This is a genomic window from Erwinia persicina NBRC 102418, assembly GCF_001571305.1.
GTDB lineage: Bacteria > Pseudomonadota > Gammaproteobacteria > Enterobacterales > Enterobacteriaceae > Erwinia > Erwinia persicina.
The window spans coordinates 136,641-156,170 of the sequence record NZ_BCTN01000006.1 but is presented as its reverse complement, the minus strand read 5'-3'; the positions used below and the strand labels follow the sequence as shown (position 1 = coordinate 156,170).

Annotated in this window: 12 protein-coding genes; 8 read left to right on the top strand and 4 right to left on the bottom strand. The window is 57.5% G+C overall.

What is annotated here, in order from left to right; all coding sequences use genetic code 11:
* Positions 1 to 97: 97 nt before the first annotated feature.
* The 6 genes from EPE01S_RS08815 (at position 98) to lplT (ending at position 12,851) form a co-directional block, all read left to right on the top strand.
* Positions 98 to 1,321 carry an MdtA/MuxA family multidrug efflux RND transporter periplasmic adaptor subunit gene (locus EPE01S_RS08815; RefSeq protein WP_062744343.1) on the top strand — a complete coding sequence of 408 codons (1,224 nt, stop codon included), beginning with the start codon at positions 98 to 100 and terminating at the stop codon, positions 1,319 to 1,321.
* Positions 1,318 to 4,470 (top strand): multidrug efflux RND transporter permease subunit, encoded by a 3,153-nt coding sequence (locus EPE01S_RS08810; protein WP_062744262.1) that lies wholly within the window; start codon positions 1,318 to 1,320, stop codon positions 4,468 to 4,470. Before EPE01S_RS08815 ends, EPE01S_RS08810 begins: the two co-directional genes overlap by 4 nt.
* The gene (locus EPE01S_RS08805) at positions 4,467 to 7,565 is read left to right on the top strand and encodes an efflux RND transporter permease subunit (protein ID WP_062744261.1); all 3,099 of its coding nucleotides are present in this window, start codon (positions 4,467 to 4,469) and stop codon (positions 7,563 to 7,565) included. The genes EPE01S_RS08810 and EPE01S_RS08805 overlap by 4 nt, the downstream gene beginning before the upstream one ends.
* Before the next feature lie 10 nt (positions 7,566 to 7,575).
* Positions 7,576 to 8,958 (top strand): efflux transporter outer membrane subunit, encoded by a 1,383-nt coding sequence (locus tag EPE01S_RS08800; protein ID WP_062744342.1) that lies wholly within the window; start codon positions 7,576 to 7,578, stop codon positions 8,956 to 8,958.
* Positions 8,959 to 9,480: 522 nt separating this feature from the next.
* A complete protein-coding gene (gene aas / locus EPE01S_RS08790) occupies positions 9,481 to 11,637 on the top strand; it encodes a bifunctional acyl-ACP--phospholipid O-acyltransferase/long-chain-fatty-acid--ACP ligase (RefSeq protein ID WP_062744259.1) in 2,157 nt (718 codons plus the stop codon).
* Positions 11,634 to 12,851: a lysophospholipid transporter LplT gene (gene lplT / locus EPE01S_RS08785; RefSeq protein ID WP_062744258.1), complete on the top strand. Its 1,218-nt coding sequence runs from the start codon at positions 11,634 to 11,636 to the stop codon at positions 12,849 to 12,851. The genes aas and lplT overlap by 4 nt, the downstream gene beginning before the upstream one ends.
* 54 nt (positions 12,852 to 12,905) lie before the next feature.
* Here the strand turns inward: lplT and EPE01S_RS08780 are convergent, their stop codons facing one another.
* The 4 genes from EPE01S_RS08780 to mutH all read right to left on the bottom strand — a co-directional run bounded on the left by EPE01S_RS08780 (position 12,906) and on the right by mutH (position 16,021).
* The gene (locus tag EPE01S_RS08780) at positions 12,906 to 13,946 is read right to left on the bottom strand and encodes an NADP(H)-dependent aldo-keto reductase (RefSeq protein ID WP_062744257.1); all 1,041 of its coding nucleotides are present in this window, start codon (positions 13,944 to 13,946) and stop codon (positions 12,906 to 12,908) included.
* A gap of 203 nt (positions 13,947 to 14,149) precedes the next feature.
* Positions 14,150 to 14,365, bottom strand: coding sequence for a YgdI/YgdR family lipoprotein (locus EPE01S_RS08775; RefSeq protein ID WP_062744256.1), 216 nt, complete (start codon positions 14,363 to 14,365; stop codon positions 14,150 to 14,152).
* 170 nt (positions 14,366 to 14,535) lie between these two features.
* Positions 14,536 to 15,246 (bottom strand): TerC family protein, encoded by a 711-nt coding sequence (locus EPE01S_RS08770; RefSeq protein ID WP_062744255.1) that lies wholly within the window; start codon positions 15,244 to 15,246, stop codon positions 14,536 to 14,538.
* A gap of 88 nt (positions 15,247 to 15,334) precedes the next feature.
* Positions 15,335 to 16,021 (bottom strand): DNA mismatch repair endonuclease MutH, encoded by a 687-nt coding sequence (gene mutH / locus EPE01S_RS08765; protein ID WP_062744254.1) that lies wholly within the window; start codon positions 16,019 to 16,021, stop codon positions 15,335 to 15,337.
* Positions 16,022 to 16,706: 685 nt separating this feature from the next.
* Here mutH and rppH point away from each other — a divergent pair.
* Both rppH and ptsP read left to right on the top strand, forming a co-directional pair.
* Complete coding sequence (rppH, locus tag EPE01S_RS08760; RefSeq protein WP_062744253.1) at positions 16,707 to 17,234, top strand: RNA pyrophosphohydrolase; 528 nt, start codon at positions 16,707 to 16,709, stop codon at positions 17,232 to 17,234.
* A gap of 12 nt (positions 17,235 to 17,246) precedes the next feature.
* Positions 17,247 to 19,493, top strand: a complete 2,247-nt coding sequence (ptsP, locus tag EPE01S_RS08755; protein WP_062744252.1) for a phosphoenolpyruvate--protein phosphotransferase — start codon at positions 17,247 to 17,249, stop codon at positions 19,491 to 19,493.
* Positions 19,494 to 19,530 lie beyond the last annotated feature (37 nt).

Here is a 19,530-nt window from a genome sequence, read left to right as displayed (position 1 = left end):
CTTGCTGTTCGGGACTACCTGAACGGTGATGAATCCCGATCGCGCCGGCAATGCCGGCGCATTTATCTTTTTTCTGCAGCCTGAAGATCTTAACGCCATGACCGCGAACCTCCCGAAGACGTCTCACTCCCGGCGAATCCTGTTTCTCTGCCTGATTATACTACTGATGGCTGCCGGGCTGATCTGGCGTTTCTGGCCGCAGGCTCCTTCCGCTGCGGGAACGCCCGGCGGAATGCGGGGGCCTGGCGGGGCGGGGCAGAGGGGGGTAATGACCACGCCAGTACATACCGGTACGGTGGGGCTGGCCGATGTGCCGGTTTATCTCAATGCACTGGGAACGGTGATCCCCAATGCCACGGTGACGGTCACCAGCCGGGTTGATGGTCAGTTAACGCACGTTTACTTCAAAGAGGGGCAGAAAGTGGCGGCGGGGCAGCTACTGGCCCAGATCGACCCGCGCAGCTATCAGGCGACACTGGCGCAGTATGAGGGCGAGCTCAACCAGAATCTGGCGCTACTAAAAAGCGCACAGCTGACGCTTTCGCGCTACCAGAAACTCTATTCGCAGGATTCGCTGGCACGTCAGGATCTCGATACGCAGACCGCCACCGTCGGTCAGTACAGCGGGGCGGTAGCCGCGGATCGGGCGCAGATTGACGCAGCGAAACTCAATATCGAATATGCGCGTATTACCGCCCCCATCAGCGGGCGTGTGGGTCTGCGCCTGGTGGATGCCGGTAATATGGTACAGAGCAGTTCAACCACCGGGCTGGTGACCATTACCCAGACGCAGCCTGCGGCGGTAACCTTTAGCGTGCCACAGAGCAATATCCCCTCACTGCTGGCCGCGCTTCACCATGACCAGATGCTGCCTGCCACCGCTTTTGACCAGCAGGGCAGCAGCGTACTGGCGCAGGGCGAAGTACAGTTTATCAGTAACCAGATCGACACCAGCACCGGTTCGGTGGCGCTGAAAGCACTGTTTACGAACCGGGATGAGGCACTGTATCCGAATCAGTTTGTGAACCTGCGCCTGCAAACCGGCACCCTGAAACAGGTTACGGTGATCCCCGGCCAGGCCCTGCAATTGAGCAGTGATGGCAGCTTTGTCTATGTGGTGAATAAAGACAATACGGTGAAGCGGAAAGCTGTCACCACCGGCCCGGTCTTTGGCAGCGAGCGACAGGCAATCCTTAAGGGTGTCAGTGCAGGTGAACGGGTGGTGACGGAAGGGATCGATCGCCTTACCGATGGCAGCAAAGTCACTGTGGTGACGGCGGAAGAGACGGCCGCCGCTATCGCCGGTAAGAACGTGCCATGAATCTGTCGCGCATTTTCATCGAACGCCCGGTGGCCACGATTCTGCTAATGATGGGGATGCTGATTTCCGGTATTTTTGCCTACCGCACGCTTCCCACCTCGGCGCTGCCGCAGGTGGATTACCCGACGATTCAGGTGACCACGCTCTACCCCGGAGCCAGTCCGGACGTCATGGCTTCCTCGGTGACGGCGCCGCTGGAACGCCAGCTCGGACAGATGTCGGGTCTGAGCCAGATGTCCTCCAGCAGCGCCAGCGGATCGTCAGTGATCTCGCTGAAGTTCTCACTCGACCTGTCGCTGGATGTGGCGGAACAGGAAGTGCAGGCCGCGATCAACGCCGCCGACAGCCTGCTACCCGACGACCTGCCTAATCCGCCGACCTATAAAAAGGTCAACCCGGCAGACAGTGCCGTGATCACGCTGGCCGCCAGTTCGGATACGCTGCCCCTGACCCGCGTTCAGGACCTGGTCAACACCCGTATTGCCCTGAAGCTGTCGCAGATTTCCGGTGTCGGTATGGTCACGCTGGCGGGTGGACATCAGCCCGCTATCCGCATACAGATGGACCCGAAAGCGCTGGCGGCACACGGGCTGACCCTGGAAGACGTCAATACGCTGGTCAGTAACAGCAACGTTAACGGTTCGAAGGGCGGATTTGACGGTCAGTATCATTCGGTAAGCATTGATGCCAACGATCAGCTGCGCTCTGCGGCGGAATACGGCAATCTGATCCTCACCTGGAAAAACGGCGCAGCGCTGCGCCTGCGCGACCTGGCGCACATCGAAGAAGCCGCAGAAAATACCTGGCAGTCGGCGTGGGCTGACAACCAGCCGGCGATTATTATCAGCGTGCAGCGCCAGCCGGGGGCGAACGTTATTACGGTGGTGGACAGCATTAAAGCACAGCTGCCGACGTTACAGGCGGCCCTCCCGGACGGTGTCAGGGTGACTATTCTCTCTGACCGCACCCAGACCATCCGTGCCTCCATCAGCGATGTGCAGTTTGAACTGATGCTGTCAATTGCGCTGGTGGTCATGGTGACCTTCCTGTTCCTGCGCAACGTGGCGGCGACGCTGATCCCCAGCGTCGCCGTGCCGCTGTCGCTGGTCGGTACCTTTGGCGTGATGTACCTGGCCGGTTTCAGCCTGAATAATCTGTCGCTGATGGCCCTGACTGTCGCCACCGGCTTTGTGATTGACGATGCCATTGTGGTGGTGGAGAACATCTCCCGCCGTCTGGAAAGGGGGGAAAGCCCGCTGGAAGCGGCACTGAAAGGCTCGGCGCAGATCGGTTTTACCCTTATTTCACTGACTTTTTCTCTGATAGCGGTGCTGATCCCGCTGCTGTTTATGGGGGATGTGGTCGGGCGGTTGTTCCGCGAATTTGCCATTACGCTGGCAGTGTCGATCCTGGTCTCCCTGCTGGTGTCGCTGACGCTGACGCCGATGCTGTGCGCGACGCTGCTGCGCGCTATTCCTGAAAACCGTCAGACACGCTTCTATCGTCAGGGCGGCAAATTTTTTGACCGGCTGGTGGCCGGGTACGATCGCCTGCTGACTGTGGTTCTCAACCATCAGCGTGTGACCCTGCTGGTCGCGCTGGCCACGCTGCTGCTCACCGGGCTGCTTTATCTGCTGGTGCCGAAAGGTTTCTTTCCGTCCCAGGACACCGGGCTGATCCAGGGGGTGACGGTAGCCTCGCAGGAGGTGTCATTTAAAGAGATGTCGCGACGGCAGCAGCAGCTGGCGGCGATCATTTTAAAAAACCCGGCTGTCGCGAGCCTCTCCTCGACGGTGGGCATTGACGGCAGCAATACCAGCCTCAACAGTGGCCGCCTGCAGATCAACCTCAAACCGTTTGACCAGCGAGATAAACGTGCGGATAGCGTCATTGCACAACTCCGGCAGGCAACTGCGGGCGTGCCGGGCATCGCGCTTTACCTGCAATCCGCACAGGATTTGACGGTGAACGACCAGGTGACGCCGGACCGCTACCCGTTTACGCTGGACGATGCGGACAGCCAGAACCTGGTGACCTGGTCACCGAAACTGGTCAGCGCGCTGCGGCAGCGTCCCGAGTTCAGCTCGGTGGTCAGTAATTTGCAGGATCAGGGGCAGGTGGCTTACGTCGAGCTCAACCGTGATGCCGCCGCACGCTTCGGTATTACGGCACTGGACGTTGACACTGCGCTGTATAACGCCTTCGGCCAGCGTCTGATTTCGACGATATTTACCCAGTCAAATCAGTATCGCGTGGTGCTGGAAGTGGCTCCGGCATTCCAGCAGTCTCCGGCCTCGTTCGATAATATCTGGTTGCAACCCTCAGCCAGCAGCAACACATCGACGTCCACGTCTGACACTTCTTCCAGCAGCAGTGTCAGCGGGTTGGTAAAACTGACGTCAGTGGCGAGTATCCACCTGCGTACCGGTTCGCTGGTGCAGATGCGTCTGAACCAGTTCCCGGCGGTGACGGTGTCGTTCAATCTGAACGCCGGTTATTCACTGGCGCAGGCACAGCAGGCGGTAAGCGACGTCACGACCTCGCTGGCGATGCCGCCGTCGGTGACGCTGCGCTACCAGGGGGAAGCCGCCGCTTTTCAGCGCGCCACCGGAAATACGCTGTGGCTGATCCTCGCCGCGCTACTGACCATGTATGGGGTGCTGGGGATCCTCTACGAGAGCTTTATTCATCCGGTGACCATATTGTCGACGCTGCCTTCGGCAGCGGTGGGGGCTCTGCTGACGTTAATGCTGGCCGATACGGAGTTCAGCCTGATCGCCTTGATCGGGGTGATCCTGCTGATCGGTATTGTCAAAAAGAACGCCATTATGATGATCGACTTTGCGCTGGAGGCAGAGAAAACCCAGCACCTCAGTCCACGGGAGGCGATCCACCAGGCCTGTCTGCTGCGCTTTCGGCCGATCCTGATGACCACCATGGCGGCGCTGCTGGGCGCATTGCCGCTGATGCTGGCCTCCGGCTCGGGGGCTGAACTACGTCAGCCGTTGGGGCTGGTGATCGTGGGCGGTCTGATCTTCAGCCAGGTGCTGACGCTGTTCTCCACGCCGGTGATCTACCTGTGGTTTGACGGACTGTCACAGCGTTCGAAACGCTATCTGCGCCGTCAGGTTGCCCGGGGGCGTGAATGAGTCTCCCTCGTTGGTTTATTTTTCGTCCGGTGGCCACGCTGTTGCTGACGCTGGCCCTGGTGTTAGTCGGGGCGCTGGGCTATCGCCTGCTGCCGGTGGCACCGCTGCCAACCGTGGATTTTCCGACCATTATGGTGTCGGCGGATCTGCCCGGAGCCAGTCCGGAGACCATGGCTGCCACGGTGGCGACACCGCTGGAGCGTGCGCTGGGGCAGATTGCCGGTATCACTGAAATGACCTCGGAGAGTGCGCAGAGCTCAACCAATATTACTCTGCAGTTTGCCCTCGATCGCGATATCAACGGTGCCGCGCGCGATGTGCAGGCGGCCATCAACGCCGCGCGCAGCCTGCTGCCCGGCAGTATGCCGTCGTTACCGACCTATCAGAAGGCAAACCCGTCTGATGCGCCGGTACTGATGATGGCACTGTCATCCACCACCCGGACCAGCGCCGAGCTGTACGATCTGGCTGACAGTAAAATCAAGCAGAAAGTCGCCCAGGTGGCGGGGGTGGGGGAGGTTTCGCTGCGCGGTAGCGCCCTGCCGGCGGTGCGTATTGACCTGCAACCGCAGCTGTTAACCCAGTTCGGCGTGTCACTGGACAGCGTGCGGGAAGCGGTTGCTGACAGCACCACCAACCTGCCGAAAGGGAGGCTGGAGGGAAAAAACCAGTCCTGGATGGTGGACGGTAACGGCCAGCTCGATCACGCCAGCCAGTATCGTCAGCTGGTGATCAGCTACCGTAACGGCCGCGCGATTCATCTCAGCGATGTCGCCCACGTCTATGATGCAGTCGAGGATAACTACAGCGCCGGATTCTATAACGGATCGCCCTCGGTCACTATTGGTGTCACGCGCTCGGCCGGGGCCAATATGCTGGAGACGATCGATGGCATTAAAGCCCGGCTGCCGCTGATACAAAGCGATCTCCCTGCGGACGTGAAACTGACGATAGTGGTTGACCGCTCGCCCAACGTGCGTGCCTCCCTCTATGAAACGGAAGAGACACTGCTGATCGCCATACTGCTGGTGATCGGTGTGGTATTCGTCTTTCTGCGCAATGGGCGCGCGCTGATTATACCGGCGCTGGCACTGCCGGTGTCGCTGATGGGCACCTGTGCGGTCATGTCTCTGTGCGGCTACAGCCTGGATAACCTGTCTCTGATGGCGTTGATCGTCGCCACCGGCTTTGTCGTGGACGACGCCATCGTGGTACTGGAAAACATCACCCGCTATATCGAAGAGGGGCTCAGTCCGGTTCGCGCCTCGATTAAAGGTGCACAGGAGGTGAGTTTTACCGTGCTGTCGATGACGCTGTCGCTGGTGGCGGTGTTTATCCCGATCCTGATGATGGGCAGCATCGTAGGCCGCCTGTTTCGCGAATTTGCCGTTACGCTGACCGCCTCGCTGGTTATCTCGATGCTGGTGTCACTCAGCCTCACGCCGATGCTCTGCTCGCGCCTGTTGAGACGTAAACCGGCGGTAACGGTGCGCCCGCATCCTCTGTATCAGTGGGTTGAAAATGGTCTGAACCGTCTGCTGGCGGCCTATGCCGCTGCGCTGGCGTGGGTGATGCGCCACCAGCGACTGACGCTGTTCAGCCTGCTGCTGACGGTGCTCCTCAACCTGTTTCTGTATTCGGTGGTGCAAAAAGGGTTCTTTCCAAATCAGGATACCGGTCTGCTGATGGGGATGATGCGCGCCGATCAGAACATCTCCTTCCAGGCGATGGAACCGAAGGTCAAAGCGTTCGCCAACATGATCGAAGCCGATCCGGCGGTAGATGGCGTGATCTCCTCGATGGGCAGTGGCGCATTTGGCTCACACAATACCGCGATGTTTTTCGTGCATCTGAAAGATTTTGACAAGCGTGATGCTAACGCCAGCGAAGTCGCCAACCGTCTCAGCGGCAAAACGCGGACTGTCCCCGGCGTGGAGCTGTTTCTGATGGCGGCGCAGGATCTGCATATTGGCGGTCGCAGTGCTAACGCTTCGTATCAGTACAGCCTGCAGGCGGACAATCTTGATGTCCTGCGCATCTGGACGCCGAAAGTGAAAGCGGCGCTGGAACAGATCCCGCTATTGACCAGTGTGGATGCTGACTCGCAGACCGGCGGGCAGGAAGTGATGATCACCCTTGACCGCGATCGTGCCACCCGCCTGGGGGTGGACGTGCAGATGCTGGATGACATGCTGAATAATGCTTTCAGTCAGCGTCAGGTGGCCACCCTGTACAAAACGCTCAACCAGTACCACGTGGTGATGTCACTCAGCCCGGCCTGGACGCGCGACCCGGAGACGCTGAATCAGCTGTTTGTCGTCAATGACAGCGGCGAACGTATTCCGCTGTCGGCCTTTGCCAGCATCAGCGGCAGTAATGCCCCGCTATCGGTTAATCATCAGGGACAGTCCGCCACCAGCACCCTTGCCTTTAACCTGCGGGACGGCGCCTCACTGGAACAGACGCAGGCCGCGGTGAAAACCGCGATGGCAAAAATCGGCCTGCCGGACACCATTCAGGCGGGGTTTGCCGGAACGGCGCAGGCGTTTGCCGAACTGAGCGCATCAATGCCGTGGCTGATCCTCGCGGCGCTGGCTGCCGTCTATATCGTGCTGGGGATGCTGTATGAAAGTTATATTCACCCGCTGACCATCCTCTCCACGCTGCCCTCTGCCGGGGTTGGCGCCCTGCTGCTGATGTTGCTCACCGGAACGGAACTGACGGTGATCGCGCTGATCGGTATTCTGCTGCTGGCAGGCATTGTCAAAAAGAACGCGATTATGATGATCGATTTTGCCCTGGCCGCCGAGCGTAAGCAGGGAATGACACCCCAACAGGCGATTACTCAGGCCTGCCTGATGCGCTTCCGGCCCATTATGATGACCTCGCTGGCGGCATTCTTTGGTGCGTTACCGCTGGCGCTTGGCAGCGGCGGCGATGCCGACCTGCGCAGTCCGCTGGGGCTGGCTATTGCCGGCGGTCTCGCCCTGAGCCAGTTACTTACCCTGTTCACCACCCCGGTGGTGTACCTCTATCTTGACCGCGTCGGTCGTGCCACAAAACACGCGTGGCAACGTCTGCGTCATGCTGATTAACCTGATGATGATGAATAAAATTACTCCCTTTATGCTGGCTTTGCTGATAAGCGGCTGTACCGTTGGCCCGGATTACCAGCGTCCGACGACGCCGACGTCACTTTATTACAAAGAAGCCCGAGGCTGGCAGCAGGCCGAACCTCAGGATCAGATCAGCAAAGGTGACTGGTGGGCGGTTTACCACGACAGCACCCTGGACGGACTGTTGCGCCTGGTAAAAATTTCGAATCAGAACGTCGCTCAGTATGAGGCGCAGTACCGGCAGGCGCAGGCGCTGGCTGCGGGATCGCGAAGTGACCTGTTTCCGACCGTGACGGCCACCGGCAGTTCGACACGCAGCGGCACCGCCAGCAGCAGTGGAAGCGGGGCTGCGACCGGCAACAGTCACTCGCTGGAGACGTCGGCCTCCTGGGAGCTGGATATCTGGGGTAAATTGCGCCGCACGCTGGAAGAGAACCGCGCCAGTGCCAGTGCCAGCGCCGCCGAACTGGCGAACATGACCCTCAGCGCTCAGTCGACGCTGGCGCAGGACTATTTCCAGCTGCGTATCCTCGACCAGCGCATTGCGCTGTATGAGAAAAGCGTGGCCGCTTATCAGCGTTATCTGACGGTGATTAACAACAAATACCAGGCGGGCAGTGAATCGCGCGGCACGCTGGCCCAGGCGGAAACCCAACTGGAGAGCGCGCGCGCTTCAGCGCTGGATCTCAGCTGGCAGCGTGCCCAGCTTGAACATGCGATTGCCGTGCTGACGGGGCAACCCCCGGCAGCGTTCAGCCTGGCAGTGGCACCCTTGCAGGCCACGTTGCCTGCTATTCCCCATGCGCTGCCTGCGGATTTGCTTCAGCGCCGTCCTGATATCACTCAGGCGGAGCGTACCGTGGCGGCGGCGAATGCGGCGGTGGGCGTGGCGATTGCCGGTTATTTCCCGGACCTGACTCTCAGCGCCAGCGCCGGCTATTCAGGTGCCAGCTTCCGTCATCTGCTGAGCTTGCCCAATCGTGTCTGGTCGCTGGGGCCAGAGCTGAGCGGAACCCTGCTGGATTTTGGTGCGACCTCGTCGAAGGTGGAGCAGGCAAGAGCCGCCTATGACGCTGATGTTGCCAGCTATCGACAGACCGTGCTGTCCGCCTTTGAAGAGGTAGAAAACGCCCTGGTGGCGCTTCATACCTTTGAGGCTGAAATGCAGGCTCAGACACGTGCCGCCGCGTCGGCCCAGGCGTCAGCACGGGTAACGCTTAATCAGTATCAGGCCGGGATGATCGACTATCTGGATGTCGCCACAACGGAGAATACCAGTCTGAGCCAGCAGCAGAGTGCATTGACGTTACAGAGTACGCAATGGGTGACCAGCGTACAGCTGATGGCAGCCTTAGGAGGTGGGTGGAAGTGATAAGGCAAATGGGAATAATGCCGGCTATTTTCGCCGTTCGCGAAGATCTGAGGCCTGAGTTTTCTGGTCAGGTCAGAGGGGGCGTGGTTGATCTGCTTCGTATATACCCGGCATTGCTCATCTTATATTTTTTATCCGTTATTCTGATCTTCCTTATTAGTCATTTTACTAATGGGCAAGCGTATTACACTTTTTTAAAAGCCCGCGTCAGTGACGTATATTTTCAGGAAGTCAGGGGGGGTTTTTATTGTAAAACGCGGGGTTAACGAAATGATGACGTTAAGAGAGAATAATCAGGAGTTTATAACGTTAATTCCCCCTTCGGAGATGCATTATTTATGTTGTCCTGTATGACAGGAATGTCGTTATTACTCTGATCTGAGCGTCACCTGTTCTTTCGCCAAAAGGGGGCGTTGCGCATTTTTTTTTCGCTTTTTTTTCCACTTATATTCAGTCACATATTGAGTTGGGCTGTCATATCCTGCATCGTTAGGGACAATTGTGATCCGCTATGGAGTCGGCATGTTGTTTACATTCTTTCGCGTCCTTTTTCGCATACTCTTCCGAACCCGTCTGACGGGTGACCTCTCAGGGCTGTATAAAGAGAAGGTACTGATTACCCCTAATCATATGTCATTTATTGATGGCATCCTGCTGGCCGTGTTCCTGCCGGTGAAGCCGGTGTTTGCCGTCTACTCGTCAATCACTGAGCAGTGGTACATGCGCCTGCTGCGTCCCCTGATTGATTTCGTGCCGCTTGACCCGACAAAACCAATGTCCATCAAGCATCTGGTGCGGCTGATCGGCACCGGCCGCCCTGTGGTGATCTTCCCGGAAGGGCGTATCACCGTCACCGGGTCGCTGATGAAAATTTATGATGGGGCGGGCTTCGTCGCTGCAAAATCTCAGGCGACCGTGGTGCCGGTGCGCATTGAGGGCGCGGAGTACACACCCTTTGGCCGGCTGGCCGGTGTGTTTAAACGACGCCTGTTCCCGCGCATCACTCTCAGTGTCCTGCCTGCCACTTCCATCCCGATGCCGGAAGCACCCCGTGCGCGCGATCGCCGCCGCCTGGCGGGGGAACACCTTCACCATATTATGATGGAAGCCCGCATGGCGGTGCGCCCGCGTGAAACCCTGTATCAGGCGTTTCTCTCCGCGCGTACCCGCTATGGCTGGTTTAAACCCTGTGTGGAAGACGTCAATTTCAAACCTGACAGCTATACGGGATTGTTGAAAAAGGCGCTGGGGGTCGGTCGAATTCTGGAGCGCTACAGTCAGCCCGGGGAATATATCGGCCTGCTGTTGCCGAATGCCACCGTCACCGCGGCGGCGATTCTCGGGGCTTCAATGCGCGGACGCATCCCGGCCATGCTGAACTATACCGCCGGGGTGAAAGGGCTGACCAGCGCCCTGAGTGCCGCCGAAGTCAAAACCGTATTTACCTCACGCCAGTTCCTCGATAAGGGCAAACTGTGGCACCTGCCGGAGGGCATCCCGCAGGTGCAGTGGATCTATCTGGAAGATCTGAAAGAGACCGTCACGTTTCAGGACAAGCTGTGGATCCTGCGACATCTGCTGACACCAGCACAGGCTGCGGTCGCACAGCAGCCGGAAGAGGCTGCGATGGTGCTGTTTACCTCCGGCTCTGAAGGACATCCGAAAGGGGTGGTGCATTCGCATAAAAGTCTGCTGGCGAACGTGGAACAGATCCGCACTATTGCCGATTTCACCCCACGCGACCGGTTTATGTCGGCTCTGCCTCTGTTCCATGCCTTTGGTCTGACGGTGGGACTGTTTACGCCACTGATGACCGGGGCGCAGGTGTTTCTCTATCCCAGCCCGTTGCATTACCGCATTGTGCCGGAACTGGTTTATGACCGTAACTGCACCGTGCTGTTTGGCACGTCGACCTTCCTCGGTAACTATGCGCGTTTCGCCAGTCCGTATGATTTTGCCCGCCTGCGCTATGTCGTGGCCGGAGCAGAAAAGCTGCAAGAGCAGACGCGCGAGCTGTGGATGGAAAAATATGGCATCCGCATCCTGGAGGGCTACGGCGTCACCGAATGTGCGCCGGTGGTGGCCATTAACGTGCCGATGGCGGCCAAAACACATACCGTCGGACGTATCCTGCCGGGCATGGATTCGCGTCTGATTGCGGTGCCGGGGATCGACAACGGCGGCCTGCTGCAACTTCGTGGCCCGAATATTATGAAAGGCTATCTGCGCGTTGAGCGGCCTGGCGTGCTGGAAGCGCCACAGGCGGATAACGGAGAAGGGCAGATGGAAGCGGGCTGGTATGACACCGGTGATATCGTCAGTTTTGATGACGGTGGGTTCTGCCAGATTCAGGGACGGGTGAAGCGTTTTGCCAAAATCGCCGGAGAAATGGTTTCCCTGGAGATCGTCGAAATGATTGCCCGTAAAGCATCGGAAGATAAGCAGCACGCGGCTACCCTTAAACCGGACGGCAATCGCGGTGAGGCGCTGGTGCTGTTTACTACTGATGCGCAGCTGACCCGTGAACAACTGACCCGTGCCGCCCGCGAGCTGGGCAGCCCGGAGCTGGCGATCCCCCGTGATATCCGCGTTCTGTCGCAGCTGCCATTGCTGGGCAGCGGTAAACCGGACTTCGTTACCCTGCGTGAAATGGCTGAAAAGCCGGAGGAACAGGCATGACAATTTCTCAGGCGCATGGCCAGCCGCTGATGTCGAAGGGCATGATGGCAGTGATTGGCGCGCAGTTCTTCTCCGCGTTTGGCGATAATGCGCTGCTGTTTGCCACGCTGGCCGTGATGAAGTCGCTGGTCTATCCGGCGTGGAGTCAGCCGGTGTTGCAGATGATGTTTGTCGCGACTTATATCATTCTGGCCCCGTTCGTCGGCCAGCTGGCGGACAGCTTTGCCAAAGGGCGGGTAATGATGTTTGCCAACGCCCTAAAGCTGCTGGGGGCCCTGGTGATCTGCTTTGGGTTTGATCCGTTCCTTGGTTACAGTCTGGTGGGGATTGGTGCTGCGGCTTACTCACCGGCGAAGTATGGCATTCTGGGCGAACTGACTGGCGGGGAAACGCTGGTGAAGGCCAACGGGATGATGGAATCGTCAACCATTGCCGCTATTCTGCTGGGCTCTGTGGCCGGGGGATTCCTGGCTGACTGGAACCTGACGGCCGCCCTGGCGGCCTGCGTACTGGCTTATGCGCTGGCAGTGGCGGCAAACGTGCTGATCCCTAAACTGGATGCGGCGCGCGCGGGTCAGTCCTGGCACCCTGCCCGTATGTCAGCCAGCTTCTTCCGCGCCTGCGGCACGCTGTGGCGTGATGGCGAAACGCGGTTTTCCCTGGTGGGCACCAGCCTGTTCTGGGGGGCGGGTGTCACGCTGCGTTTTCTGCTGGTTCTCTGGGTGCCGGTGGCACTGGGTATCAGCGATAATAAAACGCCGACGCTGCTGAACGCCATGGTGGCCATTGGTATCGTGTTCGGGGCCATTGCCGCGGCGAAGCTGGTGACGCTGAAAACCGTCGGCCGCTGTATGCCTGCGGGCGTGCTGATTGGCATGGCGGTACTGGCTTTCTCGCTCCAGCATCAGGCCATCAATGCCTACGTGCTGCTGGTGATTATCGGTATGCTCGGCGGCTTCTTTGTGGTGCCGCTGAATGCGCTGTTGCAGATGCGTGGGAAAGATACCGTTGGCACAGGCAATGCCGTCGCGGTACAGAATCTGGGTGAAAATACCGCGATGCTGTTGATGCTCGGACTTTATACGCTGGCGATTAAGTTCGGTGCGCCGCCGGTGGCGACAGGTGTGGGCTTCGGTGCACTTTTTGCCCTGGCGATTGCGGTACTGTGGGGCTGGCAGCTGGCTCAGAAACGTAAAGTGACGACCTCGCTCTGAGAGAGTAATACCACACCGCCAGGGCGCAAGCGTGCCCTGGCGGTGGCTTCCGGATTAAGGCGCTGGATAGGTAAAGCGACGATGGATCGCTTCCAGTCCTTCCATGACCTCTTCATTCAGCGTGACATCATAGCTGTCGATATTGATCTTCAACTGTTCCAGCGTGGTCGCCCCCAGTAAGGTGCTGGCGACAAACGGCTGCTGGCGTACGAAGGCCAGTGCCATTTGCGAGGGATCCAGTCCGTGCTGCTTCGCCAGGGCGACATACTCGGTAATGGCCCCGACAGACTGTTCGCTACTGTAGCGTTTGAAACGGCTGAACAGGGTGTTACGCGCCCCGGCAGGCTGTGCACCGTTAAGGTATTTCCCACTCAGTGTACCGAAGGCCAGGCTGGAATAGGCCAGCAGCTCGACGCCTTCATGCTGGCTGATTTCGGCCAGACCGACTTCAAAGCTGCGGTTCAGCAGGCTGTAGGGATTCTGGATGCTGACGATACGCGGCAGTTCATGTTTCTCCGCCAGTTGCAGATAGCGCATTACGCCCCACGGCGTTTCGTTCGACACGCCGATATAGCGAATTTTACCGGCCCGCACCTGTTCAGTCAGCGCCTCCAGTGTTTCCAGCAGCGTTACGGTTGCTGCGCTGTCGGTGTACTCATAGTTCAGCTTACCAAAACAGTTGGTCTGGCGCTGCGGCCAGTGCAACTGATACAGGTCGAGATAATCGGTATTCAGCCGCTTCAGGCTGGCATCCAGCGCGCTGCGTATATTTTTGCGATCCAGCGCCTGGCCCGGACGGATGGAGGCATCAGCGCCACGAATCGGCCCGGAGACTTTAGAGGCCAGGATGACCTTATCGCGATTACCGCGTGCCGCCAGCCAGCTGCCGATATACTGCTCGGTCAGACCCTGCGTTTCCGGGCGTGGCGGGACGGGGTACATTTCGGCAGTATCAATCAGGTTGATGCCGCGGCTCAGGGCATAATCCAGTTGTGCATGGGCGTCGGCTTCGCTGTTTTGCTCACCAAACGTCATGGTGCCCAACCCCAGAGTACTGACTTCCAGGGTGCTGTGGGGGATACGGTGATAATGCATTGCCGGCTTCCTTTTTCATTATTCAAAGGTCAGGGACATCAGGGCGTCCGCAACAGGGGCTTTTTGCCTGGGGCTGGCACGTGTCGCACCGAAAACCCGGTTTTTGACTATAACCGTGCTGAACGGGCGGGGGAAGGGGGGATTTATCGGGAAGTGCTTTAGCAAGCCACCTTTAACCGCACGGGTCAGGTGGCAATATGCGCTTAACGCTCAACAATGGATGAGACTTCATCACCGTTGATTTGCTTTTCATGACCGCTATCGTCCGTATATTTCACCAGGCCAGTCTCTTTATCGATCTGCGGCTTACCATCGGTCATAATCATTTTGCCTTCTTTGGTCGCCATGACGTAGTCGCTGCTGCATCCGGACGTTAACATAGCCAGGCCGACGACTGCTGCACCCAAAATCCACTTCATACTTGTCTCCCTAATGTTTATTACTCAACCGGTATCAGTGTAGTAATAAACTATTTTCCCTGTAACGATAATAGTATGAGTCTGAAAATAGACGCTGCGCACAGCATACCATTGACATATTGCTCACATTGTATCCTGCCCGACCAGTGGGGACGGGCAGGGACATTATCTTATAGCGGACGCTTTTTATTGCGTGCCAGATTAAGGCATTCCACGGCCATGGAGAAGAACATCGCGAAGTAGATGTAGCCTTTTGGAATGTGAATACTGAAACTTTCCAGCATCAGAGTGAATCCGACCAGGATCAGGAACGCCAGTGCCAGCATTTTTACCGACGGATGGCGGTCAACAAACTCACCGATGGCCCGGGCGGCAAACATCATCACCAGCACGGCAATCACCACGGCGGCCATCATGATAATCAGATGATCTGAAAGGCCGACGGCGGTGATCACCGAGTCCAGGCTGAAGATGATATCCAGTACCATGATCTGCACGATGGCTCCGAAAAACGAATGCACTTTCGTCGTGTGTTCGCTTCCCCCGCCCTCAATGGTTTCATGAATCTCCATGCTCGACTTCCAGAGCAGGAACAGTCCACCAAATAGCAGGATCAGGTCTCGTGCCGAGAACGCGTGATCCATCAGGGTTAACAACGGATCCGTCAGACGGATAACCCAGGCAATAGAGGCCAGCAGACCAAGGCGCATTAACATCGCGCCGGCCAGACCAATACGTCGGGCGGTGTTTTGTTGATGCGCTGGCAGTTTGGCGACGACCAGCGAGAGGAAAATAATGTTATCTATCCCGAGAACAATCTCGAGGATCGTCAGCGTGCCAAGCGCGAGCCAGGCATTGGGATCGGCAATCCATTCAAACATGTTAAAAGCACACCTTAAACTTAAACAAAAGCTAAACGACGATTATACGCAAGGTTGACGATAGTGGGAAAATCTTTGATGCAATTTCTTAAAGAAGAAAATGTCGTGCCAGCAGCGGCGCAGTGAAGGTTTTCTTTAGATAAAAGCCGCGTGGCAGCGTCATGATCGGCTGGCCATCGCGGCCGATACCCTCCGTCAGCGCTTTGCTGTTCGCCGCCTTGGGGCGTATCTGCAGTACTTCTCCATGACGTGCCGTAATCTGCTCGACCTGGCCCAGCACGATCATGTCCATCAACTCCTCCCAGTCGCGCTGAAGGCGCTGCTCCTCACTGGCGTCCGGACTCCATAGCAGGGGCGCGCCCACGTGACGTTGCGCCAGCGGGATGGCGCGATCTCCTTCCACCGGGATCCAGAGCACCCGCGTCAGTTTATGGCGGACGTGACTGTTCTGCCAGGTGACACCACTGTTTCCGGTCAGAGGGGCGACGCAGACAAACGTGGTTTCCAGGGGGCGACCGCTGGCGTCCACTGGAATGGTTTTCAACTCAACGCCGATACTGGCGAAATCCTGCTCGGGTTTACTGCCTGCGCTGGCACCCAGATAGCGCTCCAGCAGCATGCCCACCCAGCCTTTATCCCGCTTAAGATCGCGCGGCACGGGCAGTGAAATCCGCTGCGCCAGTTCACCCAGCGTATATCCTGCCAGTGCAGAGGCGCGGGCCAGCAGTTCCTCCTCATCCTGTGGAGGTGGAACGATGTGATGAGGGTCAGTCATAATCAGACCTGTATTGTGTTTAAAAAATAGACACATTTTGCCCACACAGCGAATCTGACTCACTTATCTGGGGAAAACACCAATAATAGCATGATAACTCGTGTTTTTTTATTGCACTTCGTCCCTGTAAAAAGCCCGCTTCCGACAGTTTTACCCGGGTTGCCACCGACAATGAACAGGATCACGAGGGTACTTATCCACAGAAAAGAGGGATAACTTCCTTTCTGCACGAATACTGTTTCCATTTACAGCCTTGACGGCGCTGTTTTTACCCTGTTTTGCGTTTTTCATGCCCACATAATCTGCTTATTCTGTGGATAACGTCGTCAGCGTTCGATCTTTCACCAGTTGACGATCCGGGTCACATGACAAACGAATGACAACCGGGGGAAATGCTGTGGTTAACGTTAAAACCTAATGATTCCTATGGGTTTATTCTGAGTTTAAAAAACAGCGCTTTAAGAGTGAGAGAAAGTTTTCCCCACCTGTTAACAGAGTTCTGCACAAAGCTATCCACAGAAAACGTGAATAAGATCGCCCTTTTATTCGTGTTTCTGTTTATAACTTTGCCAAATTGGGCGAGTTATCCCAGCCTGGCGTCGTCACCTCGCCTGAAACCAGTGGTTTACCGTCTGTAAGGAGTATGAAACAATCAGAACATCCAGTTTTAGTTTGAGGTAGTCCGGTGATCGATGATGATGGCTACCGCCCGAATGTTGGTATCGTAATATGTAACAAGCAGGGACAGGTGCTGTGGGCCAGACGTTACGGTCAACACTCCTGGCAGTTTCCCCAGGGCGGTATCAACCCTGGAGAAACGGCGGAGCAGGCGATGTACCGCGAACTTTTCGAGGAAGTCGGTTTGAACCGCAAGGATGTCCGCATCCTTGCATCTACCCGTAACTGGTTACGATATAAGTTGCCAAAACGTTTGGTGCGTTGGGACACAAAGCCGGTTTGTATCGGCCAAAAACAGAAGTGGTATCTTCTGCAGCTGATGTGCAATGACGCGGATATCAACATGCAAACCAGCAGTACGCCAGAATTTGATGGCTGGCGGTGGGTGAGCTTTTGGTATCCGGTTCGCCAGGTGGTCTCTTTTAAACGCGACGTTTACCGACGCGTGATGAAAGAGTTTGCCGGCGTGGTTATGCCCCTGCAGGAGAATGCCGTACAACGAAATGCGCCAGGTTTTCGACGGAAGAGAGGTTAAGCCACGTAGATTATGCTCACACAGCTACGCGAAATAGTTGAGAAAGTGGCGGCAGCGCCCCGGCTTACCGAGGCGCTGGACATTTTGGTTAACGAAATCTGTCTGGCGATGCAAACCGAAGTGTGTTCGGTCTACCTCGCGGATCACGATCGTCGCTGCTACTACCTGATGGCTACGCGTGGGCTAAAAAAGCCGCGTGGGCGCACCGTCGCCCTGGCCTTTGATGAAGGGATTGTCGGGCTGGTGGGGCGTCTGGCCGAGCCGATTAACCTTGCTGATGCGCAGAGTCACCCAAGTTTTAAATACATCCCCTCCGTAAAGGAAGAGCGTTTTCGCTCTTTCCTTGGCGTGCCGATTATCAGCCGTCGCCAGTTGCTTGGTGTGCTGGTGGTTCAGCAACGTGAGCACCGCCAGTTTGATGAAAGTGAAGAGTCATTTCTGGTTACGCTGGCCACTCAGATGGCGGCCATTCTCTCTCAGTCCCAGCTGAATGCCCTGTTTGGTCAATACCGGCAAACCCGTATCCGTGCTCTGGCAGCCGCGCCTGGCGTGGCCGTCGCCCAGGGCTGGGTCGACTCCAGCCAACCCTCGCTGGAAAATGTGTTTGCGGCTTCAACCCTCGATACGGTCAGAGAGCGTGAACGACTGGCGCTGGCAATGAGTGAAGCTTCCAGTGAGTTTCGCCGCTACAGCAAGCGTTTCACCGCCAGTATGCATAAAGAGAGTGCGGCGATCTTTGATCTCTACTCGCACCTGTTAACCGACGCCCGGCTGAAAAAAGATCTGCTGGCGGAAATCGACGCCGGTTCCGTCGCCGAGTGGGCGGTTAAAAAGGTGATCGAGAAGTTCGCCGCCCAGTTTGCCAGCCTTCAGGACAGCTACCTGCGCGAGCGCTCCGGTGACCTGCGTGTGCTGGGGCAGCGCCTGCTGTTTCACCTCGATGACACGGTGCAGGGTACCAATACCTGGCCCGAGCGCTTTGTGCTGGTGGCCGATGAACTGACGGCAACCACCCTTGCCGAGCTGCCGCGTGACCGGCTGGCGGGCGTGGTGGTGCGCGATGGGGCCGCGAATTCCCACGCCGCTATTATGGTTCGGGCGATGGGGATCCCTACCGTGATGGGGGCCGACATTCAGCCTGAGCTGATGAAAGGGCGTCTGCTGATCGTTGACGGCTATCGTGGCGAACTGCTGGTGGATCCGGAACCGGTGCTGGTGCAGGAATACCAGCGTCTGATCAGTGAAGAGAATGAACTGAGCCTGCTGGCGGAGGATTTTGTCTTCCTGCCTGGCGCGCTCAAAAGCGGCGAGCCGGTCAAGGTGATGCTGAACGCCGGCCTGAGCGCAGAGCATGAACAGATGGTGGGTAACCGGGTAGATGGCGTGGGCCTCTACCGCACCGAAATTCCCTTTATGCTACAAAACGGTTTCCCTTCGGAAGAAGAGCAGGTGGCGCAATATCAGGGCATGTTGCAGCTCTTCCTCGATAAACCCGTCACTTTACGTACGCTGGATGTCGGGGCGGATAAACAGCTGCCGTATATGCCGATCAGCGAAGAGAACCCGTGCCTGGGCTGGCGGGGCATCCGCCTGACGCTCGACCAGCCGGAAATTTTCCTGGTACAACTCCGGGCCATGCTACGCGCCAACGTAGCCAGTGATAATCTCAATATCCTGCTGCCGATGATCACCAGCCTGGAAGAGATTGATGAGGCAAGACGCCTGATCGCCCGCGCTGCGCGTGAAGTGGAAGAGATGCTCGGTTACGCCATTCCGCAGCCGCGCATTGGTGTGATGGTTGAAGTGCCGTCGATGATCTTTATGATTGGTCAGCTAAAAGGCCGGGTGGACTTTGTCTCCGTCGGGACCAACGATCTGACGCAGTACCTGCTGGCGGTCGATCGAAATAACACCCGGGTGGCCAGCCTGTATGACAGTCTGCATCCGGCCATGCTGCGTGCGTTAAAAAGTATTGCAGAAGAGACACAACGCGCGGGAATCGAGCTCTGTTTGTGTGGTGAAATGGCCGGTGACCCGATGTGCGTAGCACTGCTGGTGGGTATGGGATACCACCATCTCAGTATGAACGGCCGCAACGTGGCGCGCGTGAAATACCTGCTGAGGCATCTCGACCAGGAAGAGGCACAACACCTGGCGCAACGTGGACTGGAAGCGCAGTTCGCCACCGAAGTGCGGCATCAGGTGGCCTCGTTCATGGAAAGACGGGGACTGGGCGGGCTGATTCGCGGCGGCAGGTGAAAGGGGCTTAAGGGCTGTTTTGTTTGCCGGTGCCTCA